This window comes from Chryseobacterium sp. MP_3.2 (assembly GCF_035984805.1).
Taxonomy (GTDB): domain Bacteria; phylum Bacteroidota; class Bacteroidia; order Flavobacteriales; family Weeksellaceae; genus Kaistella.
In genome coordinates, this window is record NZ_JAXCHW010000001.1 from 752,989 (window position 1) to 778,209 (window position 25,221).

22 protein-coding genes and 1 tRNA gene are annotated in these 25,221 nt (G+C 36.7%); 7 read left to right on the plus strand and 16 right to left on the minus strand.

Annotated features, from left to right (window positions below; all coding sequences use genetic code 11):
* Window positions 1-212: 212 nt before the first annotated feature.
* Window positions 213-1,868 (minus strand): alpha-glucan family phosphorylase, encoded by a 1,656-nt coding sequence (gene glgP / locus RCH13_RS03695; RefSeq protein WP_326985860.1) that lies wholly within the window; start codon window positions 1,866-1,868, stop codon window positions 213-215.
* 179 nt (window positions 1,869-2,047) lie between these two features.
* Window positions 2,048-2,380, minus strand: a complete 333-nt coding sequence (locus tag RCH13_RS03700) for a nuclear transport factor 2 family protein (protein ID WP_326985861.1) — start codon at window positions 2,378-2,380, stop codon at window positions 2,048-2,050.
* A gap of 74 nt (window positions 2,381-2,454) precedes the next feature.
* Here RCH13_RS03700 and RCH13_RS03705 point away from each other — a divergent pair, with 74 nt between their 5' ends.
* Together RCH13_RS03705 and mtaB are read left to right on the plus strand one after the other, a co-directional pair.
* Complete coding sequence (locus tag RCH13_RS03705; protein WP_326985862.1) at window positions 2,455-3,048, plus strand: DUF1572 family protein; 594 nt, start codon at window positions 2,455-2,457, stop codon at window positions 3,046-3,048.
* A 66-nt stretch (window positions 3,049-3,114) separates the two neighbouring features.
* Window positions 3,115-4,470 carry a tRNA (N(6)-L-threonylcarbamoyladenosine(37)-C(2))-methylthiotransferase MtaB gene (gene mtaB, locus RCH13_RS03710; RefSeq protein ID WP_326985970.1) on the plus strand — a complete coding sequence of 452 codons (1,356 nt, stop codon included), beginning with the start codon at window positions 3,115-3,117 and terminating at the stop codon, window positions 4,468-4,470.
* A 37-nt stretch (window positions 4,471-4,507) separates the two neighbouring features.
* Here mtaB and RCH13_RS03715 read toward each other — a convergent pair whose 3' ends face one another.
* The 5 genes from RCH13_RS03715 to RCH13_RS03735 form a co-directional block, all read right to left on the minus strand.
* Complete coding sequence (locus RCH13_RS03715) at window positions 4,508-4,660, minus strand: hypothetical protein (RefSeq protein WP_326985863.1); 153 nt, start codon at window positions 4,658-4,660, stop codon at window positions 4,508-4,510.
* A gap of 60 nt (window positions 4,661-4,720) precedes the next feature.
* Complete coding sequence (locus tag RCH13_RS03720) at window positions 4,721-5,332, minus strand: DUF1684 domain-containing protein (RefSeq protein ID WP_326985864.1); 612 nt, start codon at window positions 5,330-5,332, stop codon at window positions 4,721-4,723.
* 28 nt (window positions 5,333-5,360) lie between these two features.
* The gene (locus RCH13_RS03725; protein ID WP_326985865.1) at window positions 5,361-5,747 is read right to left on the minus strand and encodes a hypothetical protein; all 387 of its coding nucleotides are present in this window, start codon (window positions 5,745-5,747) and stop codon (window positions 5,361-5,363) included.
* Between the two features lie 8 nt (window positions 5,748-5,755).
* Window positions 5,756-7,261, minus strand: coding sequence for a malate dehydrogenase (quinone) (gene mqo / locus RCH13_RS03730; RefSeq protein WP_326985866.1), 1,506 nt, complete (start codon window positions 7,259-7,261; stop codon window positions 5,756-5,758).
* 357 nt (window positions 7,262-7,618) lie between these two features.
* The gene (locus RCH13_RS03735) at window positions 7,619-8,626 is read right to left on the minus strand and encodes an NAD(P)H-dependent glycerol-3-phosphate dehydrogenase (protein WP_326985867.1); all 1,008 of its coding nucleotides are present in this window, start codon (window positions 8,624-8,626) and stop codon (window positions 7,619-7,621) included.
* Between the two features lie 223 nt (window positions 8,627-8,849).
* On the opposite strand from RCH13_RS03735, the gene RCH13_RS03740 reads away from it, so the two are divergent.
* From RCH13_RS03740 to RCH13_RS03760, 5 genes are all read left to right on the plus strand, one after another.
* Window positions 8,850-9,770, plus strand: a complete 921-nt coding sequence (locus RCH13_RS03740; protein ID WP_326985868.1) for a M23 family metallopeptidase — start codon at window positions 8,850-8,852, stop codon at window positions 9,768-9,770.
* Between the two features lie 107 nt (window positions 9,771-9,877).
* Entirely contained in the window at window positions 9,878-11,995 is a 2,118-nt protein-coding gene (locus tag RCH13_RS03745) for a type IA DNA topoisomerase (protein WP_326985869.1), read from the plus strand.
* Between the two features lie 329 nt (window positions 11,996-12,324).
* The gene (locus RCH13_RS03750) at window positions 12,325-12,825 is read left to right on the plus strand and encodes an FKBP-type peptidyl-prolyl cis-trans isomerase (protein WP_326985870.1); all 501 of its coding nucleotides are present in this window, start codon (window positions 12,325-12,327) and stop codon (window positions 12,823-12,825) included.
* Window positions 12,826-12,927: 102 nt separating this feature from the next.
* On the plus strand, window positions 12,928-13,752 hold the full coding sequence (locus RCH13_RS03755) for an alpha/beta hydrolase (protein WP_326985871.1): 825 nt from the start codon (window positions 12,928-12,930) through the stop codon (window positions 13,750-13,752).
* Window positions 13,753-14,046: 294 nt separating this feature from the next.
* Window positions 14,047-16,170, plus strand: coding sequence for a Tex family protein (locus RCH13_RS03760; RefSeq protein ID WP_326985872.1), 2,124 nt, complete (start codon window positions 14,047-14,049; stop codon window positions 16,168-16,170).
* Window positions 16,171-16,395: 225 nt separating this feature from the next.
* Here the strand turns inward: RCH13_RS03760 and RCH13_RS03765 are convergent, their stop codons facing one another.
* The 9 genes from RCH13_RS03765 to mce form a co-directional block, all read right to left on the minus strand.
* The gene (locus RCH13_RS03765) at window positions 16,396-18,201 is read right to left on the minus strand and encodes an SdrD B-like domain-containing protein (RefSeq protein ID WP_326985873.1); all 1,806 of its coding nucleotides are present in this window, start codon (window positions 18,199-18,201) and stop codon (window positions 16,396-16,398) included.
* A gap of 193 nt (window positions 18,202-18,394) precedes the next feature.
* Window positions 18,395-18,961: a hypothetical protein gene (locus tag RCH13_RS03770; protein WP_326985874.1), complete on the minus strand. Its 567-nt coding sequence runs from the start codon at window positions 18,959-18,961 to the stop codon at window positions 18,395-18,397.
* A 447-nt stretch (window positions 18,962-19,408) separates the two neighbouring features.
* Window positions 19,409-20,251 carry a hypothetical protein gene (locus tag RCH13_RS03775; protein WP_326985875.1) on the minus strand — a complete coding sequence of 281 codons (843 nt, stop codon included), beginning with the start codon at window positions 20,249-20,251 and terminating at the stop codon, window positions 19,409-19,411.
* A 122-nt stretch (window positions 20,252-20,373) separates the two neighbouring features.
* Window positions 20,374-20,580, minus strand: a complete 207-nt coding sequence (locus RCH13_RS13920) for an HIT family protein (RefSeq protein WP_442784610.1) — start codon at window positions 20,578-20,580, stop codon at window positions 20,374-20,376.
* Window positions 20,581-20,629: 49 nt separating this feature from the next.
* Window positions 20,630-22,228, minus strand: a complete 1,599-nt coding sequence (locus RCH13_RS03780; protein WP_326985876.1) for an ice-binding family protein — start codon at window positions 22,226-22,228, stop codon at window positions 20,630-20,632.
* Between the two features lie 347 nt (window positions 22,229-22,575).
* The gene (locus RCH13_RS03785; protein ID WP_326985877.1) at window positions 22,576-23,136 is read right to left on the minus strand and encodes a helix-turn-helix domain-containing protein; all 561 of its coding nucleotides are present in this window, start codon (window positions 23,134-23,136) and stop codon (window positions 22,576-22,578) included.
* A gap of 317 nt (window positions 23,137-23,453) precedes the next feature.
* The gene (locus RCH13_RS03790; protein WP_326985878.1) at window positions 23,454-23,906 is read right to left on the minus strand and encodes a PA2169 family four-helix-bundle protein; all 453 of its coding nucleotides are present in this window, start codon (window positions 23,904-23,906) and stop codon (window positions 23,454-23,456) included.
* 294 nt (window positions 23,907-24,200) lie between these two features.
* Window positions 24,201-24,274 (minus strand) — tRNA-Ile (locus RCH13_RS03795).
* A gap of 422 nt (window positions 24,275-24,696) precedes the next feature.
* Window positions 24,697-25,107 carry a methylmalonyl-CoA epimerase gene (gene mce / locus RCH13_RS03800; RefSeq protein ID WP_326985879.1) on the minus strand — a complete coding sequence of 137 codons (411 nt, stop codon included), beginning with the start codon at window positions 25,105-25,107 and terminating at the stop codon, window positions 24,697-24,699.
* Window positions 25,108-25,221 lie beyond the last annotated feature (114 nt).

Below are 25,221 nucleotides of genomic sequence, written 5' to 3' on the forward strand. Positions count from 1 at the left end.
AAATAGATTTTTGAGGAAATTTTTCTCTTAAAGAAATGGCAGACCACAATCCCGTAAAACCGGCACCAATGATGATAATATATCGGTTGCGGTAAAATGATTCTAATTCCCAAATACCTGGCTTGATGATTCTTTAAAAATTAAAAAATGGACATAAAAAATCCGCTCTGTTATCATCAGAGCGGAAATTTGTTCTTGCTTAATATTATTGATTACAAATAAATTTGCTTGTAATATTCATCTGCCATTCGATCAGAATTAAAAGCAACTTTTACATCATCCATTGCAGTATGTTGTACTTTTCTCCACTCATCTGGACGATCATAATACATTGGTAAAATTTCTTCTTCCAAAACTTTGTATAGATTTTCTAAGTCAAAATTATCCTGCTCATAAACGCTCATATGATCATAATCCGCTTGTGGAGTAACGAAGGAATTAACGCCATTTTTTGCAAATTCTGGAATCCAACCATCATCAGTGGAAAGATTAACAGACGCACACATTGCTGCAGACATTCCAGATGTACCAGAAGCTTCTCTAGGCACACGTGGATTATTTAACCAGAGGTCAGAACCTTGTTTCAATGTTTTACTCAGGGATAATTCATAACCCGTAAGTACTGCCATATTTTTATAATACTTGCTTTCTTCTACCAATGTATTAAAGGTAGAAATTGCAGAATAATCCATTGGATAAGGTTTCCCTGCCCAGATGATTTGTACGGGATATTTCGGATTATTCAATAATCGCTCATACCGTTCCTTATCATGAAGCAATAAATCAGCTCTTTTGTAGCCCGCAAATCTTCTTGCCCAAACGATGGTAAAAATATTAGGATTAAAAAGATTTCCTGTTTGATCTGCTACAATTCTAAAAGCTCTCTTTTTCAAATGTTTCTTGCGGAAATCAAAAAGTACATCATCATTATCATCTTTTGCATCATACAAAGGTTTATCTGCCCAATACTTAAATTCCTGAGCATTAGTGATGGCTTTGATTTCGCAAATATTTGGATATTTACTCCACATTTTATTAGAAACCTCGCCATGAAGTTGAGAAACTCCATTCGCAACTCTTGCCATACGAAGCGCACACAAGGAGTGATTAAATCGGTCATCTTCTACTCCTTCTATGGATTTTACTTCATCTAAAGTTAATCCAGAAAAGTAAGACATATCATAACACATATTAATATTATGCTTTTCATTACCCGCTTCTTCTGGAGTATGGGTAGTGAACACTAACTTTTCTTTCACTTTTTCCAAATCACCACCGTATTTTTTCAACAAGTAGAAAGCAGCTGGTAAACCGTGTGCTTCATTTAAGTGATAAACATCTCTTTCGCAGTTAATAACATCTAATAATTTAGCACCACCTTTTCCTAAAAGAACGTATTGTGCAATCTTTGTAGATTCATTCGCATCATAAAGACGGTGACAAATTGTTTTAGAAATATGATCGTTTTCCGGTACATCAGTAGATAGGAAAAACATGGGCGCTGTGTGAAACGTGTCTGGATTCAGATAGTACACTTTTACCCAAACTGGCGCAGAATGAATTTCAATTTGAAATTTAATTCCAGTATCTTCCAAAAAAGTATACATTTTTTTGGTCCAGGTTGGTTGCAAAGTTTGATCATGATTTCTTGCTTGATCATAGTATCCGAATTTCCAGAGAATTCCGATTCCTACTAAATCTTGCTTCAAATTAAATGCGCTGCGCATGTGTGATCCGGCTAAAAAGCCCAGTCCACCAGAATATATTTTGAGGGCCTGATCAATCGCAAACTCCATTGAGAAATACGCAACTTTTTTGCTGTACTCCGGATTGATGCTGAACGGCATTGAAAAATTTTTAAAATCCATTAGTTTTTCTTAAAATTAAGGTACAAATGTATTAAAATTAAATTTTCACTAAAATTTTTAAACCTATTTAATTCAACACTAATGAAATCTTAATATTACAAAAATTAAAAAACCCAATTCAATTAAGAATTGGGAATAATATTTTTAAAAAAACAGCTGTTTTATCTATTAAAAAAAAATTAAAACATGCAGGTGTCTTTGAAGTAATCCGACAGAAATTTAATCTTTCCATTCTCCGTAAAACTCACCACGGTGCAAATATGATTGCTATACTCGCCTTTGCCTTTCAAATTTCCTAGAGAAACTGTTTCATAAAAAAATCTGTTATTTCCCAGATCGAAAATCTCGGAAGCTTTCCATTCTATATTTTCATATTTTCTAAAAATAGCTCGGAACAATGCCAATATTCGACCTCCACCTTCAATTTCTTTTGCGGGTGGAATCCAAATTCTACTTTCTTCGTTAAACCATTTCTGAAGATTTTCAATTTTCAAAGAATTCAAATCTTGCATAAACGAGGTTACTTTACATTCCATACGCATATATACGACAAATTGATTAACTTTAGTTTTATTTTTAGGAAAAAATGAAAGATTTATTTGTTAAACGCTTCTTACACTACAAGGAATTGGGTGATCAAACTTTCTCTCAGATCAATGATGAACAGATTCTTTTCCAGTTTAATTCTGAGAGTAGCTCCATCTTGACCATAGTTAAACACCTTTCTGGAAATATGATTTCGCGCTGGACAAATTTCTTGACAGAAGATGGCGAAAAAGACGGGAGAAATCGAGATAGAGAATTTGAAAATACCGTCCAAACCAAAGCTGAAATGATTGAAATTTGGGAAAAAGGTTGGTTGGCTTTATTTTCGGCTTTAGACCAAATTACGGAGGAAAATCTTTACAGTACATTACTAATTCGTAGGGAAAAACATTCTCTTTTAAATGCCATTTTACGTCAGTTAGCGCATTATCCATATCACATCGGACAAATTATTTACATTGCAAAAATGCTGAAAAATGAGGACTGGAAAAATCTTTCGATTCCAGAGAATCAATCATCAGAATTCAATGCAGATTTTATAAAGAAGCAGCAAACAAAAGTAATTCAAGAAAGCTCCTCTCCGGTTTGTTTTTTAGAAAGTAATGAGGTTCGAGAAGAATATAAGGGACTTTAAACTGTAAAAAAATTCTTCTTCAATTAAAATTTTTCAAAGTGCTATATTTGCACTCGCAAAAGTTATATTACATTGAATTCAATCTCCAAAAAATCCGCCGCATTTCACACTTTAGGTTGCAAATTAAATTTTGCAGAAACTTCTACTATTGCGCGTCACTTAACAGATGCGGGATATGAAAAAGTGAGTTTTGATGAAGTGGCAAGTGTTTATGTAATTAATACATGTTCAGTAACAGAAAACGCGGACCGAGAATGCAAGCTTCACGTAAAACGGGCGATGAAGGCAAATCCTGAAGGTTTAGTGGTGATTTTAGGATGCTATGCGCAATTAAAACCTGAAGAAATTTCGGCAATTCAGGGTGTGGATTTGGTTTTAGGTGCGAAAGAGAAATTTAATATTTTAAGTTTCTTAGAAGATTTAGAAAAAACACAGGAGAACGGAATTATTCATTCTTGCGAAATTGAAGAAACCAATTTTTTCATCGGCAGTTATTCTATTGGCGATAGAACTCGTGCATTTCTTAAAGTTCAAGATGGATGCGATTACAAATGCACCTACTGCACCATTCCTTTAGCGCGCGGAATATCCCGGTCAGATACTATAGAAAGTGTAGTTCGCAATGCTACAGAAATTGCCGCGAAAAATATTAAAGAAATCGTGTTGACTGGTGTAAACATCGGTGATTATGGCAAGGGTGAATTTGGAAATAAAAAACACGAACATACTTTTTTAGACTTAATTTCTGAATTGGATCAAGTAGAAGGAATTGAAAGAATTAGAATTTCCTCCATTGAACCTAATTTGTTGAAAGATGAAAGCATTGAATTGGTGGCGAAAAGTAAAAGTTTTGTGCCGCATTTCCATATTCCATTGCAAAGCGGAAGTGATGAACTTTTGAAAAAAATGAAGCGCCGCTATCTAACCAACCTTTATTATAACAGAATTCATAAAATTCGGGAAGTCATGCCCGATGCTTGTATCGGTGTAGATGTGATTGTAGGATTTCCTGGGGAAACGGAAGAATTATTTTTAGAAACTTATCAATTTCTTAATGAATTACCCATCAGTTACCTCCATGTTTTCACTTATTCTGAAAGAGAAAATACAGAAGCAGCCGAAATGGAAGGCGTAATACCTATCCCAGAACGTAAACGCAGAAATAAAATGATGCGCATTTTATCTGAAAAGAAAAAGATGGCATTTTATGAGACACAAATGGGAAAAACGCTACCCGTACTTTGGGAGCATGAAAATAAAAATGGGATGATGTTTGGGTTCACCGAAAATTATGTTCGGGTTCAAAAAACATTTGATCCAAATTCTGTGAACCAGATAGAAAGGCTGAAACTGCAAAAAATTGAAGAGGACGGCACTGTTTCCGTGACTTTAAGCTTTGATCAGTTTTTGGAGAAAGTTTAGGTTCAGTTACGTTATTTCCGTAATAAGAATTACAATTTTATTTTACGGGTTGAACATCTCCCACCGTCATACTTTGAAATAAATCTGGGAAGAACATGGTAAGAACCAAATAAAATACGATCAAAAGTGCGATCACTCCTATTCCTACAAGTACAAGTGGCGCTGGTTTATTTTTCTCTGAATTTTGCATGGGTATCGATTTTTGTTAGAATCTTCCGAAATCCATTTTTATGCCATTGCACTAAGATTGCTAATAGTTGACCTCTTTATATTTCACCCCAGCTTTTACTTCAACGGGTAAAAAATTTTCTTGCGGCACTATCGGACAACTATAATCGTAGGCATTATAGGCGCAAAATGGCTGATAAGAAGTATTGAAATCAATAATGAGGGTGCCACCTTTTGGAATTGTTAAATCTATATATTTTCCACCGCCGTACGTTTCTTTTCCATTCGTTTCATCTCTAAACGGCAGAAAAAGATAATTTTCAAAGCCTTTCTTTTCTTTTAGATTAAGGCTCTGGAAAATTTTCAGCGCATACACTTTTTCTTCAATGCTAAATTCTGCAACTCCATATTCCACATAAGGTTGCTCCTCTCCAGAAGAAGTCATCATCATAAAAGGAATTGGGTTTTCTGTAATTTTAAAATCAGCCATTACTCTAAATCTAAGATCAATGGGGAAATACGGATGCGCATTAAATTTGGCAAAATTCTCTCCGCGAAGTGGCGACTCCTCTGTATTTTTATATTCCGCATTTAAGTTTTCTTGAAATTTTTTGATTTCGGAAATCAGCTTTCTATCCGTTTGGGAGAAAGCGATGAAGGGTACAAGTAAAAGCAGTAATGCTATATTTTTCATAAAACGTTTTGAAATCCCTGACGAATTCTTAAGTTATTTTAACGCGATAAATATCAGAAACATTTCTTCGGATATCTTTTACGGAAAAACCTCCACTTTCTGGAATTTCCTCTCTGAGTTCAAAAGTTTTGCAATCTTTCGGTAAGCCAGAAAAAACCAAAGTAAACCAATAATCCTGAAATGGTGGAACCTCTGTCCAATAGGGAAATAGACTAATATTTTCGTGGTGAATCAAGGTGCTTTTATGATTAATACTGTCATCTACCAAAAATGTAGAAGACCAAATCCTAATTAAATTGCCGAAACTCAGGGTCGCAGGAAAGCAGCAATGTACAATGACTTGCTTTTCTTCTTCGATTTTTGTTTGCAATAATTCTAATATTTCCTGAACAATCAGGGGTTTGGTGATGGTCATATTAAAAATTAATAATCCAATTCAAGTTTTTCTTTGGTATAGTTTCTAATTTTTGCGGTGAGTTCTGCATCATCTGCTAATCTCTGGCCGTAGGTTGGAATCATCTCTAACAATTTATCCCGCCATTCGCCCTTCATTTTCTCAGGGAAACATTTTTCTAAAACCTGCGTCATGGCATAAACCGCGGTTGAAGCTCCCGGAGATGCACCTAACAAAGACGCGATAGTCCCATTTTCATTCACCACCACTTCTGTCCCGAATTCTAATTTACCACCTTTCTCCTCATCTTTTTTTATAATTTGAACGCGCTGTCCCGCAACTTTTAATTCCCAATCTTCCGCTTTTGCATCTTTTACAAATTCACGCAAATGTTGCATTCTTTGGGATTTGGTCATCGCAACTTGCCGTACGAGATATTGTGTTAAAGGCAAATTGTGCCACCATGCGCCAAAAAGGGAACGGATATTTTTAAAATTGATACTTTCGGGCAAATCCAAATAACTTCCATTTTTTAAAAACTTAGTCGAGAAACCTGCAAATGGCCCAAATAACAGAGCTTCTTTGCCATCAATTATTCTTAAATCCAAATGCGGAACGCTCATCGGTGGCGCATCTATTGTTGCTTGAGTATAGACTTTCGCCTGATGTTTTGCCACCAATTCCGGATTAAAACTTACAAGCCATTGACCCGAAACTGGAAAACCACCATAACCTTCACTTTCCGGAATATCCGAACTGTCTAAAAGAGGCAGTGCATAACCACCCGCACCAATGAAAACAAAATCTGCAATCACTTCTTGTTTGTGATTATTCATTCGGTCTTTCACATCCATGCGCCAGGTTCCATCTCTCAATAGATCCAAATCTTTCGCTTCATGGTAGAGAAAAACTTCCACCGCTGAATCTTCTGCTAAATACCGCCCCATTTTTCGGGTCAAAGTTCCAAAGTTGACATCTGTTCCGAGGTCCATCTTAGTTGCAGCCAAGACTTCCGATTCTTTTCTTTTCTCCATGATGAGCGGAATCCACTCTTTTAGTTGCTCATGATCTGTAGAATATTCCATGCCTTCAAAAAGCGGAGATTTTACCATCGTCGTTTGCCGATTGTGCAAAAATTGAGCTTCTTTCTCCCCGAAGACCAAACTCATGTGCGGACAAGAATTGATGAATGTTTTGGGTTCGGTTACATAACCTTTGTCTAACAAAAAGGACCAAAACTGTTTTGAAATTTCAAATTGCTCTGCAATGCTTTCCGCTTTCTTAATGTCGATAGTTCCATCATCACTCTCTGGCGTATAATTTAATTCACAGAAGGCAGAATGGCCAGTTCCTGCGTTGTTCCATGCCGCAGAACTTTCCATCGCGAAACGACCAAGGCGCTCGAAGATAGCAATTTTCATGGTTGGTTCAAGCTCATGAAGAAGGGTTGCGAGTGTAGCACTCATGATTCCGCCACCAATTAAGATGGCATCATATTTCGGTTTTGGTGTTGTATCGGTAAGAAACTTCGGCATAAATAAATTGAATTTTGAAATGTCAAAATGTTGTTTAAAATGGAAAGTAAATAAATACTTTCTCTAAATTAAAAAAAACTTTGGAGTTTAGAGGATTAATAAAAATTTCTTTCTTCAAAAGCGATTCCATTATTTCACAATTAAAAACTAATTTATAAAATTTAGCTAAAAAACATCGTCTGGTGACTTTTCGAGCAAGTGCGAAGTGCATTGTTGGCGCTCTTTTTTCGGCAGGCTCTGGCGTTGGCAAAAAAAGCTACTGCACGCAGACCGACCTGCAGAAGGGAGCGGAGCGCAAAATGCGACGAAGAAGTACTTTGCGCGGAGCGACCGACGAAAGGATACGCCCAAATGCTATTAATTCAAAATGGAGGTCAATTCTTGATACAATTTTTCCGCATTCTTTTCTTCATAGAGAATTTTGTAAACCGTGTCTATAATTGGGGTTTTAATATTTTGCTCTTTCGCGGTTTGGTAGACAGAATCCGCGGCGTAATATCCTTCCGCGATCATATTCATGGATTGAATGGCAGATTTCACGGTGTAGCCTTTTCCAATTAAATTACCCAAATTTCTGTTTCTAGAGAATAAGGAATACGCCGTTACGAGTAAATCTCCAAGGTAAGCACTCTCATTCACGTCTCTCGGCGTCTCATGAATGGCCTCCAGAAAAACTTCCATCTCCCGAATGGCATTGGTTACAAAAACGGCCGTGAAGTTATCTCCATACCCCAATCCAGTGGCAATTCCCGCTCCAATGGCATAGATATTTTTAAGAATAGCACTGTATTCATTGCCCAGAATATCGGTACTGGCATTGACTTTTATGAAATGAGAAGAAAATTTATCGATCAGAACTTGCTGATTTTCTGGAACGGTGGCAATGGTTAAATAAGAAAGCCTTTCCATAGCAACTTCTTCTGCGTGACAAGGACCGGCGATTACCGCTTGCTTGCTGAAGCCTATTTTAAATTCATTTCTGAGGTAATGTGCAACTACATCGTTCACTTTTGGTACAATTCCTTTGATGGCAGAAACGAAAATCTTCTCCTTATAATCGCAAGTCATTTTATCTAAACTATCCGACAAATAAATAGAAGGTGTGGCTAAAACAACAATATCACACGCAGAAACCAGTTCATTAATATCTGTGGTAATGGCTAATTTTTTAATATCAAAATTAACCGCAGTTAAATAAGAGGGATTATGATGACGTAGTTCTATGGCGCCTTTCACAAATTCATTCCGCACACACCAGTGAACCGTTTCGCAATTTTCTGCAAGCATTTTCACAATGGCCGTTGCAAAACTTCCGCTTCCTACCACACCTATTGTATTTTTATCACCCATATTACTTTTTACCATGTCTTACCGCTTTAATGACAAAGATATGAAAGTATGCATCTGAAAAAAATGAAAAGAAGGGAAAAAGCATTTTCGCCTTTTTTTATGAATTTTTTAACGTGAAGAGCATAATGATATCAAAATTATTGCGTTAAAGTTTCTATAAAAAAACAGACCATAATTAATTTTTTAGTAATTTCGCACACCAAAATTTTATAACAAGCTGTTTACCAAATTTATAACAATGAAGAATATTTTGAGTAGTAAGAAAAATGTCAATGTGATTCTAGGCGCTTTCGCACTAATCATTTTTGGACAATCCCTATTTATCGGAAAACTTTTCTCGGAGAAAAATGATAAAAATTACGAAGTCAACTTGGTTCAAATCAACACCCAAAAAGACAGCATCGACTATTTGGAGATGCGAAATAATCTAGCATTAATAGATTACACGGTAAGAGAACTTAATTCTTTTTTAGCGGAGAAAAATATTACAGACGGAAAAATTGCAACGCTTGCGCAAGACAGCATTTCTAACGCAGTTTATTTGGCAAAACAAAGCAACCGCTACAGCCAATATTTAGTAGACTTACAAAATAAGTTGCAACAAGTTCCCTTAGGCGTACCAACCGATGGTTACATCTCTTCTAACTTCGGAAAAAGAGTAAATCCAATCCCGACAAGAACGATATTCTTAGCTTCGGCTACACCGGTGAAACCCGAAGTGAAACCCCAATATTTGGAAGAAAAAGACAGTTTAGGGAATGTGGTGAAGAGAACATTAGTCAATCCAGTTGATTTGGCAGCGACAAAATCAGCAGCAGAAAAAAATAGTGCTCCAGAACCGGATCAGATTCAGTTTCATAAAGGTCTAGACATTGCGGTCGCGTATGGCACAGAAGTAAGAGGTGCGGCAAAAGGCACCGTAATTTTCGCAGGCGTGAAAGGTGGTTATGGCAATTGCGTGATCATCTCTCACGGAAATGGATTGGCAACTCTATATGGACATTTGTCGCAGATTTTAGTGAAAACAAATCAGATCATTAACGTCAATCAGGTTATTGCAAAATCAGGAAACTCTGGACGTTCTACCGGGCCGCATTTGCACTACGAAGTTCATAAAAACAACACGCCGGTTAATCCGAAACTCTTTATGAATATTTAAGATAAGATATTTTAAAAATTATAATCGCTTCTGAAACTACAGGAGCGTTTTTTTATGCAGTAAAATTTCCTCAGATTTGCAGCACGTCCAAAAAATGAAGTTGACCTATGATTTTATGTATTGCAGAAAAACCCAGCGTTGCAAGAGATATTGCCAAAGTTTTAGGCGCTAATGTTGCAAAACAAGGCTATCTGGAAGGTAACGGGTATTGTGTGACTTGGACTTTCGGACATTTCTGTACGCTAAAAGAACCCCACGATTACAAACCTTATCTAAAAGCCTGGAATCTTATTTATCTACCCATTATTCCAGAACCTTTCGGAATTAAACTCATCGAAAATCCAGGTGTAGAAAAGCAATTTAAAACTATTGAAAAATTAGTAGCAGATTGCGAATCTGTAATTAATTGTGGAGATGCGGGACAAGAAGGTGAACTCATCCAAAGATGGGTACTGCAAAAAGCAAAATGTAAAAAACCCATCAAAAGACTTTGGATTTCTTCTCTAACGGAGGAAGCCATCAAAGAAGGTTTTGCCAATCTAAAACCGGCGGAAGATTACCAAAATCTCTATTTGGCTGGAAATGCGCGGGCCATTGGCGATTGGCTTTTGGGGATCAACGCAACCCGATTATTCACGAAAAAATTCGGAGCCAATAAAACTGTACTTTCCGTTGGACGCGTGCAAACGCCAACTTTAGCCATGATTGTTCAAAGGCAAAAAGAAATGGACTCTTTTTCTACGGAGGAATATTGGGAACTGAAAACAAAATACCGCGACGTCATTTTCAATGCTTCTATTGATCGTTTGAAATCGAAGGAAAAAGCAGAAAAAGGTTTGGACTATTTGAAAAAACACGATTTTGAAATTATCTCTTTTGAAATTAAAGAAGGAAAAGAAAAAAATCCGCGACTTTTTGATCTAACCGCATTACAAGTAGAAGCCAATAAAAAATTTGGGTATTCTGCAGAAAATACGCTGAAGTATATTCAAAGTTTATACGAGAAAAAACACACCACTTACCCAAGAGTAGACACCACTTACCTTTCTGAAAGTTTACATCCGAAAATTAAAGGAATTCTCGAAAGTATGAAGCATTACCGAGAATTAACGGCTCCACTTTTGTCGCAACCCATTCCAAAATCCAAAATAGTTTTTGATGATGCGAAGGTGACGGACCATCACGCGATTATTCCTACAGAAATTCCTCCCTCTTCGAATTTAAGCAGAGAAGAAAAACTGATTTACGATTTAGTAGCAAAAAGATTTATCGCAGTTTTTTATCCAGAATGTAAAATTTCAAATACTTTAGTAGAAGGGCAAGTTGGCACAATTCCCTTTAAAACCTCTGGACGTCAAATTCTGGAATTAGGATGGCGGGAAGTCTATGTAAAAGATAAAAAAGAAGAGCCGGAGAAAAGAGATAAAGACGAAGAACAGACCATTCCAGAATTTAAACAAGGAGAAAAAGGTGCACATCTTCCCCTTATCCATCAGGGAAAAACCAGTCCACCGAAAGCGTACACAGAAGCGACTTTGCTTCGTGCCATGGAAACTGCGGGAAAGCAAGTTGATGACGAAGAATTGCGGGAACTGATGAAAAATAGTGGCATCGGTCGACCTTCTACGCGCGCAAATATTATTGAAACCCTATTCCGGCGAAAATATATTGAGCGCAAGAAGAAAAATATCATCGCCACTTCTACGGGAGTTCAATTGATTGATACGATTGATGATGAACTTTTAAAAAGCCCCGAATTAACAGGAGAATGGGAATTTAAACTGCGCAAAATCGAACGCGGAGAATATGATGCAGGTACCTTTAAAAATGAGTTAATCGAGATGGTAACGGCTTTGACTAAAAAAGTCATCAATCAAAAATCCATGGTATTTTCTCATGTAGAAGAAATTGTGACAAAAGAAGTGAAAGAAGCAGTTCCAAGAAAATCCACTGCAATCATTTGGGAAAATGAAAATTGTCCAAAATGCAAAGAAAGTGAACTGATTAAAGGAAAAACCGCTATCGGTTGTGGAAATTTTAAAGGATGTGGTTTTAAAATCCCTTTCCAACAATTCGGGAAAAACCTTACCGAAAAGCAGATTCATGATTTAATTATAAAAGGCAAAACTTCTCGATTAAAAGGATTTACAGAACACCCCGAAAATGTAATGGTAGGAATTTTACGTTTGACGAAAGATTTTAATATTGAATTAAAGACTGATTAAAATGTTTCATTTCCTCTCAACAGCGAGTCAAGGAATTTGCTTTAATTCACAATTAATATTTGGGGGAATTTAAAATAAAACATAACAATTACAATTGAATTGAGGGATTAAGAAGATTAAGATTTCCTACGAAAATTAAATAGTTCAGAAACTTATTTGCTCAATGAAATCAATTTATTCCGAAGGATTATTTTTTGACTTTTGTGGTTTACAATTCATTTTATTTGAAATTCTTACCTTTGCACCACCAAAAGAGTAATCCAGCGGTTACCCTTAAATCATTACTTCATTAAGATGAGAATTGAAAAATTCTTCCTAAAATTTATTTTATGAAAATAGACAAAAATCACGTAGTTGCACTACAATACACCCTGAACGCGGTAGAAGAAAACGGCGATCACACCTTTATCGAGAAAACAGAAGCGGATCAACCTTTCACTTTTTTATACGGAGTTGGAATGATGTTGCCGAAGTTTGAAGAACATCTTTTTGGATTGGTTGCAGGCGATAAAAAGTCTTTCACCATCGTTCCAGAGGAAGGATATGGTGATAAAGATGAAAACGCAAAAACAGAATTGCCCTTAGAAATGTTTGCAGAATCTGGGATGCCACCTGTGGGAGCAATGTTGCCACTACAAGATCCAGAAGGAAATCACTTAAACGCCATCGTTTTAGAGGTTACGGAAGAAGCAGTTGTGGTTGATTTAAACCATCCAATGGCGGGAAAAACTTTGCATTTTGATTTGGAAGTAGAATCTACAAGACCTGCAACCGAAGAAGAATTGGATCATGGTCACGCTCATGGCGTAGATGGTCACGATGCGCACTAATACTCAAAAATAAGTCCAATAAAGCTGCGATTTTTGTCGTGGCTTTTTTGTTCCAATTACTTTAAGAAAATCTTAATTCACCCGAATCTCGTATTTTAAAACATGCAAAAATTAATCGCACTCACCTTGGTTTCCTTCCTTATTTTCAGTTGTCAATCCGTTAAATACAAAGACGTGGTGTATAGCCAAACGGTAAATCAAGAAGATTTAAAACTCAATATTTTCGTACCCAAAAAAGCCGAAAACAAAAAACTTCCCGTTCTCCTCTTTGTTCACGGCGGAAACTGGAACAGTGGTAATAAGAATTTTTACAGTTTCTTGGGGCGCAACTTTGCCAAAAAAGATGTGATTACCGTGATGCCAGAATACACGCTGAGTCCGAAAGCGAATGTGGACCAAATGACGCAAGAAATTGCAGCAGCTGTAAAATGGACACAAAAAAATATAGAAAAATACAATGGCAATTCCCAAAATATTTTCGTGACGGGCCATTCCGCGGGAGCACAATTGGTATCCTCTGCTGTTCTTAATCCAAAATTTGGCATCGCCCAAAATTCTGTCGCCGGAATTATTTTAAATGATGGCGCCGGAATCGACATGAAAAACTATCTGGAAAAAAATCCACCTACTTCCGCCGATGATTATTTGGCGACATGGAGCAACAATCCCGACAATTGGTACCAAGCTTCACCTATTAATTTTCTAGATGAAAAATCGCCGCCTTTTCTAATTTACGTGGGCTCCAAAACCTATCAATCGATCACAACCGCTAACAAAAATTTTATCGAAAAACTGAATGAATTTCAACCAGAAGTGAAACCAATTATCGTGAACAAAGGCCACATTCCCATGATTCTGCAATACTTTTTCCCCTGGAGTAATCGCTTTCAAGAAACCAAAAATTTTATAGACGAAAACAAGAAGTAGGAATTTCGCCAAAATAATACATATACTTTGGGCGCCAAATTCCCGCTTTCACTCCTCGCTTCCCGATTTAGGCATCGGGAGAGCTCAAACACGCCGTTCAATCGGGGGCGCAAACCGGAAATTTTTTGACAGATCTGTGTTTAGACGAACGATCAGGCCTTTTCAGTCCATCTATTATGGTTCAAAATCTCTCCAAAAATGATTATTTAAGTGCTGTGTAAACATTGAGAATAAAAGCAATTACGCCCTGTTTCTTTTAAAAAGTCCTTATTTTAGCGCCTATAAAAATGACGCATGACTTCTGTAGACTTTATTACAAAAAATCTTTCCCTTTCTCCTAAAAACATCACTGCCACGCTGAAACTCTTAAGCGAGGATTGCACCATTCCCTTCATTTCCCGCTATCGAAAAGATGCGACGGGAAATTTGGATGAAGTTCAGATCGAAAATATCTTTAAGCTCAATAAACAGTTAGAAGAAATTTTGAAAAGAAAGGAAAGTATATTAAAATCCATCGAAGAACAAAATGCGCTTTCCAAAGATTTAAAGCAAAGAATTGAGCAAAGTTTTGACCTTCAAGATTTGGAAGATTTGTATTTGCCCTACAAGAAAAAACGCAAAACAAAAGCAGACACCGCAAAAGAGAAAGGTTTGGAACCGTTGGCAAAATCCATCATCAATCAAAATTCTAATGACGTACAATTCTTAGCCTCCAAATATCTATCCAATGAAGTTTCTTCGGAAGAAGAAGCATTACAAGGAGCACGTGATATCATGGCAGAATGGATCAGTGAAAACAGAATCGTGCGTCAAAATCTTCGCCGGATCTTTCAACGAAAAGCGCTAATTTCTTGCAAAGTGGTAAAAGCGCAAAAAGAGGAAGAAGCTGCACAAAAATTTTCTCAGTATTTCGAGTGGGAAGAAACCTTAAACCGAATTCCCTCACATCGTTTGTTGGCAATGCTTCGCGCAGAAAAAGAAGGCTTCGTAAAAACGAAGATAGAAATTGAGAAAGAGGAAGTCTTTGAAATGATTGAAAATACGCTCATCAATTCTAATAATGAATGTGCGGATCAAATTGCTTTGGCTATAAAAGACAGTTACAAAAGATTGCTAGAACCCGCAATTTCTAATGAAATTTTACAAGAAGCGAAAACAAAAGCAGATCAAAAAGCCATTGACATTTTTGCGGAAAATCTGCGTCAATTGCTCTTGGCTCCACCACTCGGAGAAAAAAGAATTTTGGCCATCGATCCGGGTTTTAGAAGTGGCTGCAAAATAGTCTGCCTCGATGAAAAAGGTGATTTGCAATATAATGAAACCATTTATCCCCACGCACCACAAAATGAAACCGGCATGGCGATGAAAAAAATCCGCTCCATGGTAAATGCGAATCAAATCGAAGCCATCTCCATTGGAAATGGCACAGCGAGTAGAGAGACAGAATTTTTCATTAAAAAAATTGGATTCGATAAACCACCCCAAGTTTTTGTGGTGTCAGAAGCTGGAGCTTCAGTTTACTCAGCAAGCAAAATTGCAAGAGATGAATTTCCGACGTATGATGTTACGGTTCGTGGTGCCATTTCTATCGGTCGGCGTTTGGCGGATCCTTTGGCAGAACTCGTGAAAATTGAGGCAAAATCTATTGGTGTTGGGCAATATCAACATGATGTGGATCAAACCCTTTTAAAAAATGAACTGGATTCTACGGTGATGAAATGCGTGAATTCTGTGGGCATTAATTTGAATACCGCGAGCAAATCACTTTTGAGTTACGTTTCCGGAATCGGGGAAAAGATGGCGGAAAATATTGTGAACTACCGCACAGAAAATGGCGCATTTACAGACCGCAAACAGTTGAAAAAAGTTCCACGCTTGGGAGAAAAAGCGTATCAACAAGCGGCTGCGTTTGTGAGAATATCGAATGCAAAAAATCCGCTGGACAATTCGGCGGTTCATCCAGAAGCCTACTCCATTGTAGAAAAAATGGCAAAAGATTTAGGCTTAAAAACGGAAAACCTCATCGCAAATAAGGAAAAAATTCAAGCCATTAATCCAGAAAATTATTTTACTGAAACAATTGGGATTTTAGGAATAAAAGATATTTTGAAAGAATTGGAAAAACCAGGTTTAGACCCGAGAAAAGCAGCAAAAGTCTTCGAATTTGATCCCACCGTAAAAGCCATTAAAAATCTAAAACCCGGAATGATTTTGCCCGGAATTGTAAACAACATCACGGCTTTTGGATGTTTTGTAGACGTGGGTATTAAGGAAAGTGGCTTGGTTCATATTTCGCAACTGAAAGCAGGTTTTGTTTCGGATGTGAACGAAGTGGTAAAACTGCATCAACATGTTCAGGTAAAGGTTACAGAAGTTGATGAAGCGCGGAAAAGAATTCAATTGAGTATGATTCTTTAGAAAATGCAGATGACTAAGTGTAGCAATTTACCAATATAACAAATTGCCAATGTAATGATGTAGCAGTTGAGCAATTTCCATAAATGCTGCCAAGATTTGGGTTTGTTAATTTCTGCTGCACCTTTAAAAACAGATAGTCTACCTCAATATTTTTTAATATCTTGATGGATCATTTTATCAAATAATTCTTATTATAGTAAGACCTTAAGTGGTTTTTCACAATTACTAATTCTGGGGACATGCCTGCGTGCCAAAGCATTTCCAGCTAAAGGTAGTGCCGTTATCTGTAGTGGTGTATATTTTTAAACAGTTCACCTCTTCATCATAAACCATCATTCCTTCCACAGGATTCGGTATCGCATTTACATTGGCGGTAGTAGCAATTCTATTGATGACGAACCCTTTGGTTTTCGATTCCAAGGCAGTCCAGGCACCTTTTCTTACCATTGGCCAATTATCAGTATTTTCACTACCTGCTCTTCCCAAAGCGGTAATTCCATGGGTAACGTCTAAAGTAGTTCCTACGCTTGTTGCGGGTTTGTAACAAAATTCTTCCACTTTGATGGATATGGTTGCTTCATTACTGGTCAAATTGGCATCATCTTTTAGTGTATAATTTACAGGAATTGCAGCGCCGCTAAAAGTTCCTACGGGCGTGAAGGTCAAGACACCATCATTATTTACGAACCACTTTCCCTGTCCTTTAATTCTAAAACCTTTCAACAAACCATTTGTTATTACAGTATTTATAGCTTCTGCTGGAGCAATAAGATTAATACTGCTTTCATTAACGTGACCCCCATTTGAATCTACATCGTTTGCCGCAATGTTCGTAGAAATAGGTGTATTAAGATTTGTAGAGATCACATCATTGCTTGCTTTAGGGGGCTGGTTGATCCCGAAGTTCCTTTCGTCTACAGGATTATTTGCGACAGTAATGGGCAAAGAATCACTCGTTGTTCCGTCCGCATTCCCCACTGTCACAAATCCGTTTGGAGTGGTTAACTGAATCGTATAATTTCTGCTCGAAATATTGGAAAACACGTAGCTTCCATTTGCATCGGTCGTGGCTGTAGCAACGGTAGTTCCTGCGCTATTTTTCAGTAAAACTTTCGCACCTGCGTATCCATTGCCATCTGGAACACCTCCATTGTTATCATTATAAACTGTTCCATAGAGGAACATTTTTAAATTAATAGATTGGGTATTATATGCGGTAAAAGCCAAATCACTTTGTCCCGAAAATATTTGCACCAACTTCTTAACCTGACTTTGATTGTCTTTTGTAAGTCCTAACTCTGACCAGTCAAACGCAATAAGCCTCAGCGGTCTGTGAGCCGACGAAGAAGTAGGACCATTATAAGCAGGTGGATTCACGTTGGCATTATAAAATTTCCAATTCGCATTTCCTACGCTGTTTACGGTTCCAAACTTAACCAGATATTTATTTCCAACTATTTCGTTGGCGCTGTTCACAAAATAAAATTGATCCACATTTACATCGTCAATTTGACCGATCTGGGTAATTAAAACATCTGGAACTCCATCTCCGATTGAGGCAGGATCTATGCTGTTAATCTCAAAAAATAATTTTTCATTTGTCGGATAGTTAAAGATACCGGTTCCTAAATCCAGTCCGCTATTCCCATCAGTTAGATAATTCACCAAATTATTCTGTACGGGTACCGGAGAAACGTTGCCTGCGCCCCCATAATTTAATCCTACGCCAATAAAGGTATTATTGGTTACCGTATTGTTATTAAAAGTACTTGAAAATGCCTTAAACAACTGAGGCTGAAAACTGAGAGCGTTTGAAGCCAACTTGGTGTCGTTCACTCCGGTAGAATAGGTAACATTATTCCAGGTGAAACCTAAAAGATTGTGACTGTTATTTGGATAAATAGGATTGGGTGTGGCCATGGTTCCACTTACCCAATAATTATTAAAATCGGTGTAAATCTTGGTGACAGCAGTTTGTGCAAATGCCTGTACAGTAAGTAAAAAAAGGCCTAAAGTAAAAGTTTTTTTCATCGTTTCTAATAAGTTTTCCTGTGCAGGAAATTAAAATTGTGGTATAAAAAAATAGGTTCTTTCAAAAAACACTTCATAAAAAATTATAAATCTATTGTCAGAAAAATTAGAATTGAAATAAAAATTTTTTGAGCTAAAAGTATCGTTAGGAAATAGGTACTGGTTTAACTGATAGCATTCTTGGAATTCTCCTTTATGGTTTCCAGAAAGACCAAACCTTACCATTGAACACGGCTAACTGATAATTATCTGTATCATAAACAATCATGCCGGCAGAAGGGTTGATGATATTAAGATGTGGAGAAGGCACTTTGGGAAGGATCATGGCTTTATCAGTGTCTGTTAGAACGAGAATTCCTGGAGTAGGATCTGCCACTGCATTTTTACCGATCGCCACTCGCGCTGACGTTTGCTCCGGTAACGAATTCTGCAGAGATGTATCGACAACCCCCGTGTTATCAACGCTTAAATCTGACCAGATATTCCCTTTTTTGTATTTAATCTTTTTATCAGCCGTATCATAAATGATCGTTCCGCCAACAGCTCCCGTAACCGCACTTGCTGAATTAACCCAGGGAAGCAAAAGCCCTTTGTTTCCTGGTCCAAATTCCAATGAAACTGAATTATTGGAGACATTATTTTTGCCGATGGATACTTGCGCTTGGATTGCACTTGTACAAAAAATTATTAAAAGAATATAAAAATATTTCTTCTTCATGTGTGTGTGTTTGGAGGTGCAAATGTAGTAAAACTTAAACAAAAATACGAATTTATCATTTTAAGGGGCTTAAATTGATTTTTTTGGCATTATCCAACTATAAATAATATTTGCTACTCCAATACAAATTTTAGATATAATGTAAAAAATAGAATAATTATTTGAGATTTACACTTAAAACAATAATTTTAACCTGTTAAAAATAAATATTTCTCATTTATTTTATTTCAGTACAAAATACTAATATGCTAAGTATATCTTATTATTATCACCTACTTTAATTTTTAACACCGGGAAACATTTCCCAGAGTAAAAAGCCAGGAGCAAAATTTGAACTTTTGAATTTCAAAATCGCTCCGGAAAATCGAAATAACAGCATTCCATAATAAACGCTGGAGATTTTTAGAGTTAAAATCCTGAAAATTTGAACAGAAAAAGAAAAAAAAATAATGGATAGAGATTATTTAGTTTGATACTTTTATGGGAATATTATATCTTTAGGAGTTGTGAAATTTGTTGAATAACCGCCGCTGGATACGCGCCTTGATTAAGGGAATCTGAGGCAATTTTAAAAGCTAAAATTTCTGGGCCAAGTTCTTTTCCTTTTTGGGCAATCATTTTGGTAAGATCCAGTACATCGATTTGATAACCGAATTCCAACAAGGAAATAAGCATTACGCCCGCGATTTCTGTATCGGTTTCTCCAAAAGCTTTTCCAGCGATAACGGGCAGCAAAAATTCTTCGTCCACGAAACTTTCTTCCGCTTCTGGAAAATCTTGCAGGAAATCTTGAAAATCAAATCTCTTCTTGGCACTCGCTAAAATAAAATCCGTCACCTCATCCAATTCTTCCTCAGAAAGATGACTTAAAGCATCATTATCGCTATAATCATCTTCTTCATCATCGTACATTTCATCGTAATCATCGGTGGAAAAATCATCATCGCTCTCCTCCTCTTCCTCTTCCATTTCATCGTCGGTTAGATTATCACTTTCATCCTTACTTTCATTTTCTATAATATGATTTCCCTCCAAATTATTGGTGGAATTAGACTGTTTCTTTTTTATTTCCTGCTGAATTCTTTGGTAGAAATCATCAAAACGAAATTCATATTCCTCATCCAGCTGCAACAATTCTGCTTCCACTTCTTCTAAAAGTTCCGCATCTTCTTCTATAATTTCTTCTTCTGTCGCCACTTCTTGCAACCAGATTTTGTCTCGCTGCAAAATGCAGTAGACTCTAAAAATTACTTCCTCCGCTTTTTCGCGCTCATCTTCAATAAGGATATCAAAAGCAGAAAGGTTTTCGAGGTAGAAGTTTTTATCGATCATATTTGGGGAGATTTATGCAGATTGAAGGGGCAAATTTAAAGAAATTGCTTTAGATACAACTGGAAATAGCTCAGTTCTTTAGAAATTTAATACTTTTTTTATCAGGAATAAAACCTCTTATTTCACTTCTTGAATTTTTCCACATCGCTTAAATATCTAGGAATTACATGAATGTGATAATGCCAAATTGTCTGTCCGGTTTCTGCATTTATATTTATCCCGATATTGAAGCCCGCAGGAACAAATGGCGGAGTGGCTGAACTGCATATTCTTTGAGGTGAGCTTATAAATAATTTTATACACCTCATTATTTTTTTTAGACATTGCATAAAAAAAGCCCTGCCACAAGGCAGAGCTTTATAATATAAAAAATTAAAACTAAGGTTTAGATATCAATTTCCCACTCTGTTTTGCACCATTTTTACCCTTTAATTGATAAAAGTACACTCCAGCTGGAAGTTTCATTGGTATTGCAGTCGTCTTGTTAGACAAGGTTGCTTCTGCTACCTTAGAACCTGCAGCATTAAAAATCATAAGATTTGAACCGCCATTTACGTCATCCATTGCAACATTTAATACAGAGGAGAACGGGTTTGGATAGAACTTCGCTCCTTGTTTTCCAAAATTGACATTATTTGTACTTAATGGATTACAACCCGGAGTCATCACTGCTTTGATACCAAATGTGCTGATTCCACCACTTGTACTCAATACTCGACCTTCGATGTTGACGCCCGTATTTATAATTACTGCGCCATTGTTTCCAATGACCGTTCCTTTGAAGTCAGCATAATCGTTCAAACTAATTGCTCCGTCAACTTTCCAGAAAACGTTTTTAGCTTGCGCTCCGTTCTGCAAAATCACTTTAGCATAAGTAGTGGTTGACAAGGCTCCGTTAATTTTGATCACAAATACCGCATCTGCATTACCTTGCGCATTTAAATAAACCGTTCCATTAAGAACCGTCGCCGCATTCATAAGGTAAGTATGAGGCGTTAATACTAAATCATTACCAAACGCAGCAGGATAAAGCAATTCAATATCCGTCTGAAGGGTGTTTAAATAAGTATATACGTTGTTTAAATCCGCTGCACAAATTGCAGTTGATACATCAGGATTAGTGTGGATTGTTCCTGTAACATTCTCTGCTTGAAATCCAGTTGTAAGACCAACATTGGTTCCGACATCACCGGTAATAAAGGTGATACCAGTATTCGTAACCGCTCCGTTGCCAGAAAATACGGTGTAACAGGCAACTGAATTCAAGACAGGTGCTGCAGGTCCCGTAAGAACTGGTGTACCGCAGCCAAGTGGCTTAGCGATCGTAACACTAGCTACCGAAACTGCTCCGGTGGTAGAAAGTGCACGACCTTCTAAAGAGACTCCTGTATTTAAAATAATAGCGGCGTTATTCGCAACGATTGTTCCCTTCATTGCGGTATTGGTGGCAAGATCTACGAGTCCTTCTATTTTCCAAAAGACATTACAAGCAGTAGCTCCATTGGTAAGTAAAACCTGCGCGTTAGCACCTGAAGAAAAAGCACCTCCGATTTGGAAAATAAAAACGGAATTTGCATTTCCACCTCCGTCGAGAGTTAGCGTGCCATTAAGGGAAGCCGTTTGACCGATTGAATAAGTTCCTGCCGTAAGTGTTTGCCCATTTCCCAAGAGTGCTGCGGGGAAAAAATTAGGTGTTGCTGCATTAAGTTGATTGTATGCAATAGTTAGATCAGCTGCAGCGATTGCTGTGGTGCCATCTGCATCGTGCATTACTCCATTTACGTTTCCGAAATTAGTAGCAGCACCATTGTTGGTACCCACGTCTCCGGTGATGATTGACATTCCTGTATTTGTTACCGCGCCATTGCTTGAAAACAAAGCAAAATTGGCTGCCGTTCCAAGAACTGGTGCTTGACCATGCATCGTGGCGAGACACATTGTGGCTACTGTGGTAGCCAATAATAGAAGTTTTTTCATAGTGGTAAAATTTAAAGCTGAAATGGTATTATGACAGCTATTTCAGTTTAATTCATTATTCGTGCCACTAAATATGTTTTCTCACGATTTTAAATAAAAAAAATACAATATTATTTAATAATTAATAATTATTATATTTATAACCTATTAAATTACACATTTCACACTTTTAACTATGGAGTAGGAGTTTGCCAGATTTGGCGCCGTTTTCTACAAATATTAAAGCTTTGAAAACTCATAAATCTAAAAGTAAAAAAATCAACTTATTTAAAAAACAAAATGAGGCTTGAATAAAGCCTTGGCGCTTCTAGTAAAATCTACTTGTATTTTGTTTGATAATTTTTGCTCTACAAATCTTCAAGATTTATCTTTCTTTTCTGTCCCAGTTCTTTATAATAAGAAGGAGTAAGACCGGTGATTTTTTTGAATTGTGCAGATAAATGTGCTGCACTGCTGTAATTCAGTTTATGGGAAATTTCAGTGAGACTTAACTCGTCATATAGCAAGAGTTCTTTCACTTTTTCTATCTTGTGCAAAATGATAAAATGTTGAATTGTAATTCCTTTTACTTCAGAAAATGTATTAGCGAGATACGTGTAATCATATTCTAATTTCTCACTTAAAAAATCTGAAAAATTTTGAGTCGGTGGTTCATCTGCATAATGAATCATTTCTACAACGGCGGTTTTAATTTTCTCTATTAGGATACTTCTTTTATCATCTAATACAATTAATCCAGATTTTTTTAAAATTTTTGCCAGTTTGATTTGTTGCTCCTCGCTAATGTCCTGGTCCGTCTCTACCAATCCCAATTCGATCGAGAAATATTTTATATTTAAATCGACCAAAGTTTCTCTCACCAGCATTTTGCAACGGAGACTTACCATGTATTTGATGTATATCTTCATTATTTCTAAGGTGATGCTACTTGTAAGGAGGAGTCACTTCAGCGGAATTTCCGATCGCTGATTTAACCTTCTGAGAATCAAGCATTTTATGTTTTAAATGATTTCCCGCAATTTACAAAAATTTGTTATGAACTCATTGCATTTATGTTATTTTGCCTCGTTATTCAAGAGTATCCAAAGTTAGCGTCTTTATTTTCAATCAGGATAAGAAAAAATTGAATTGAATGTTGATCTTGTGACTAGGGTGCATAACCGCAAAAAATTGCAAAAAAAAGATTGCACCTTGAGGGCAATCTTTACTTTTATGAATTTACATTTTAGTCCTTATTTTCCTCCAAACTTTCGAATTTTCTGTAAGAAGCTTTAAGTTCATGAAGCTGATCCTGAACAACTTTGCTGCTTTCCAAGCAGAGATCGCCACTGTCCAGCGCATTTTCGAAAGCCTTGATTGCAGCACCTTCCCCAAAAAGAACGTTCTCCAAAGTAGCTTCACCTTTATCAAAAGAAAGTGAATTTTTCACATCGATCCAGGTTCGGTGCAAACCTCCAGCAACTGTTGCAGTGTCATTTGGATCGCCGCCCTTTTCCTGAATAAGAGAAGAAAGTTCTATTCGCATCCGGTTCGATTGAATGACACCATGATCATACTCATCCCGAAGTTTAGGATAAGAAGAAATCATTTTGGTGTCTACATTCTTAAATCCTTCTAATCTATCATTTGTGATTTGTAGTAAATTGTTCAATGCATCTACAGTTTTGGTATTTTCCATATTAAAATATTTTGGGTTTCTTTTCTTCACGAAGTACAATTTAAAGACCATTGCAAATCTCTCCTCAAGTTGATCATCTTGGAAAGATATTTATTAATAATTAAATAATGGCAAAATTAACCTGTATGGAAATCCATTCTTGAATATACTCTTGAGTTATTTTGAAGGAGTAGTATTTTAAAGAAAACAAACTTTGATAAACTCATCTTGTCATTCTTAAATTCTACCTGAAGAGAGATTTAAATCCATAAAAAAAGCACCTACATCGCTGTAAGTGCTTGATTTCCAATATCGTGGCCCCACCTGGGCTCGAACCAGGGACTTGCTGATTATGAGTCAGCTACTCTAACCAGCTGAGTTATAGGGCCTCACTTTATTTCCGAGGATATATAAGTCTCAATTGGTTTGCAAAATTAGCGTTTTTTTGAAATAATCAAAATTTATTTGGAGATTTTCCTGAGAAAGTTTTCGTGATGAATGTGGGGTGTTGGGTGTTAGATGATCAATGAAGGATGCTTGATGTTGGACGAAGGATCTTACGTGGTGAAATCTACTAAGAAATTTTAATTGATTGACGAGAATTTTTTCTAGCGCGAAGGCCTCGCAGATTTTACCTGACATTTGCACTGCTTTATTTACCTCTTCTTAAGAACACAAAGGCGTTCTACTTAGCAAAGGGTGGAAAAGATTTTGGGTTTTGGGTTTATAATTTTCTATATCGTTTAATCAATTGAAAACCAAATCGAACAATTCACTATTCACCATTGACCGCACCTGGCGCTTTCTACTTTTAACTTGGCTCTTCCTCTTTCTCTTGACACAATTCTACTAAAATTCCATTCGTGGATTTGGGGTGCATAAATACTACGAGTTTATTATCGGCGCCGTCTTTGGGTACTTCGGAGATGAAAATAAATCCGGCTTCTTTTAATCGTGCGATTTCTTTTTGAATATCGTCTACCCCAAAAGCAATGTGATGAATTCCTTCTCCCCGTTTGTCTAAAAATTTGGCGATGGGACTTTCAGGATTTGTGGCTTCTAAAAGTTCTATTTTAGATTCTCCCAATTCGTAAAAAGAGGTTGTAACGCCCTCCCTTTCCACAGCTTCCTGCTTGTAATTTTCTTTGCCTAAAAGTTTGGCGAATAATTCATCTGAAGCGTTTAATGATTTTACGGCGATGCCGAGGTGTTCTATTTTCATTTTGAAAATTGTTTTGTACAATGTATAGAAAATTTCTAAATTTAAATCTATTTCTTACTTTACTTAGTACACTTTACCTGATACAATTTAGAATTTAAATAAGTTCTTATTACT

What these genes read in the sequence shown, in the direction of transcription:
- RCH13_RS03755 (WP_326985871.1), top strand. Translation starts at nt 12,928, where the DNA reads ATGCAAAAATTAATCGCACTCACCTTGGTTTCCTTCCTTATTTTCAGT.
- RCH13_RS03785 (WP_326985877.1), bottom strand. Translation starts at nt 23,136, where the DNA reads ATGAAGATATACATCAAATACATGGTAAGTCTCCGTTGCAAAATGCTG.
- RCH13_RS03735 (WP_326985867.1), bottom strand. Translation starts at nt 8,626, where the DNA reads ATGGTAAAAAGTAATATGGGTGATAAAAATACAATAGGTGTGGTAGGA.
- RCH13_RS03775 (WP_326985875.1), bottom strand. Translation starts at nt 20,251, where the DNA reads ATGATCGATAAAAACTTCTACCTCGAAAACCTTTCTGCTTTTGATATC.
- RCH13_RS03715 (WP_326985863.1), bottom strand. Translation starts at nt 4,660, where the DNA reads ATGCAAAATTCAGAGAAAAATAAACCAGCGCCACTTGTACTTGTAGGA.
- RCH13_RS03790 (WP_326985878.1), bottom strand. Translation starts at nt 23,906, where the DNA reads ATGGAAAATACCAAAACTGTAGATGCATTGAACAATTTACTACAAATC.
- RCH13_RS03705 (WP_326985862.1), top strand. Translation starts at nt 2,455, where the DNA reads ATGAAAGATTTATTTGTTAAACGCTTCTTACACTACAAGGAATTGGGT.
- RCH13_RS03750 (WP_326985870.1), top strand. Translation starts at nt 12,325, where the DNA reads ATGAAAATAGACAAAAATCACGTAGTTGCACTACAATACACCCTGAAC.
- glgP (WP_326985860.1), bottom strand. Translation starts at nt 1,868, where the DNA reads ATGGATTTTAAAAATTTTTCAATGCCGTTCAGCATCAATCCGGAGTAC.
- RCH13_RS03725 (WP_326985865.1), bottom strand. Translation starts at nt 5,747, where the DNA reads ATGACCATCACCAAACCCCTGATTGTTCAGGAAATATTAGAATTATTG.
- RCH13_RS03765 (WP_326985873.1), bottom strand. Translation starts at nt 18,201, where the DNA reads ATGAAAAAAACTTTTACTTTAGGCCTTTTTTTACTTACTGTACAGGCA.
- mce (WP_326985879.1), bottom strand. Translation starts at nt 25,107, where the DNA reads ATGAAAATAGAACACCTCGGCATCGCCGTAAAATCATTAAACGCTTCA.
- RCH13_RS13920 (WP_442784610.1), bottom strand. Translation starts at nt 20,580, where the DNA reads ATGCAATGTCTAAAAAAAATAATGAGGTGTATAAAATTATTTATAAGC.
- RCH13_RS03740 (WP_326985868.1), top strand. Translation starts at nt 8,850, where the DNA reads ATGAAGAATATTTTGAGTAGTAAGAAAAATGTCAATGTGATTCTAGGC.
- RCH13_RS03700 (WP_326985861.1), bottom strand. Translation starts at nt 2,380, where the DNA reads ATGCAAGATTTGAATTCTTTGAAAATTGAAAATCTTCAGAAATGGTTT.
- RCH13_RS03760 (WP_326985872.1), top strand. Translation starts at nt 14,047, where the DNA reads ATGACTTCTGTAGACTTTATTACAAAAAATCTTTCCCTTTCTCCTAAA.
- mqo (WP_326985866.1), bottom strand. Translation starts at nt 7,261, where the DNA reads ATGCCGAAGTTTCTTACCGATACAACACCAAAACCGAAATATGATGCC.
- RCH13_RS03780 (WP_326985876.1), bottom strand. Translation starts at nt 22,228, where the DNA reads ATGAAAAAACTTCTATTATTGGCTACCACAGTAGCCACAATGTGTCTC.
- RCH13_RS03745 (WP_326985869.1), top strand. Translation starts at nt 9,878, where the DNA reads ATGATTTTATGTATTGCAGAAAAACCCAGCGTTGCAAGAGATATTGCC.
- RCH13_RS03720 (WP_326985864.1), bottom strand. Translation starts at nt 5,332, where the DNA reads ATGAAAAATATAGCATTACTGCTTTTACTTGTACCCTTCATCGCTTTC.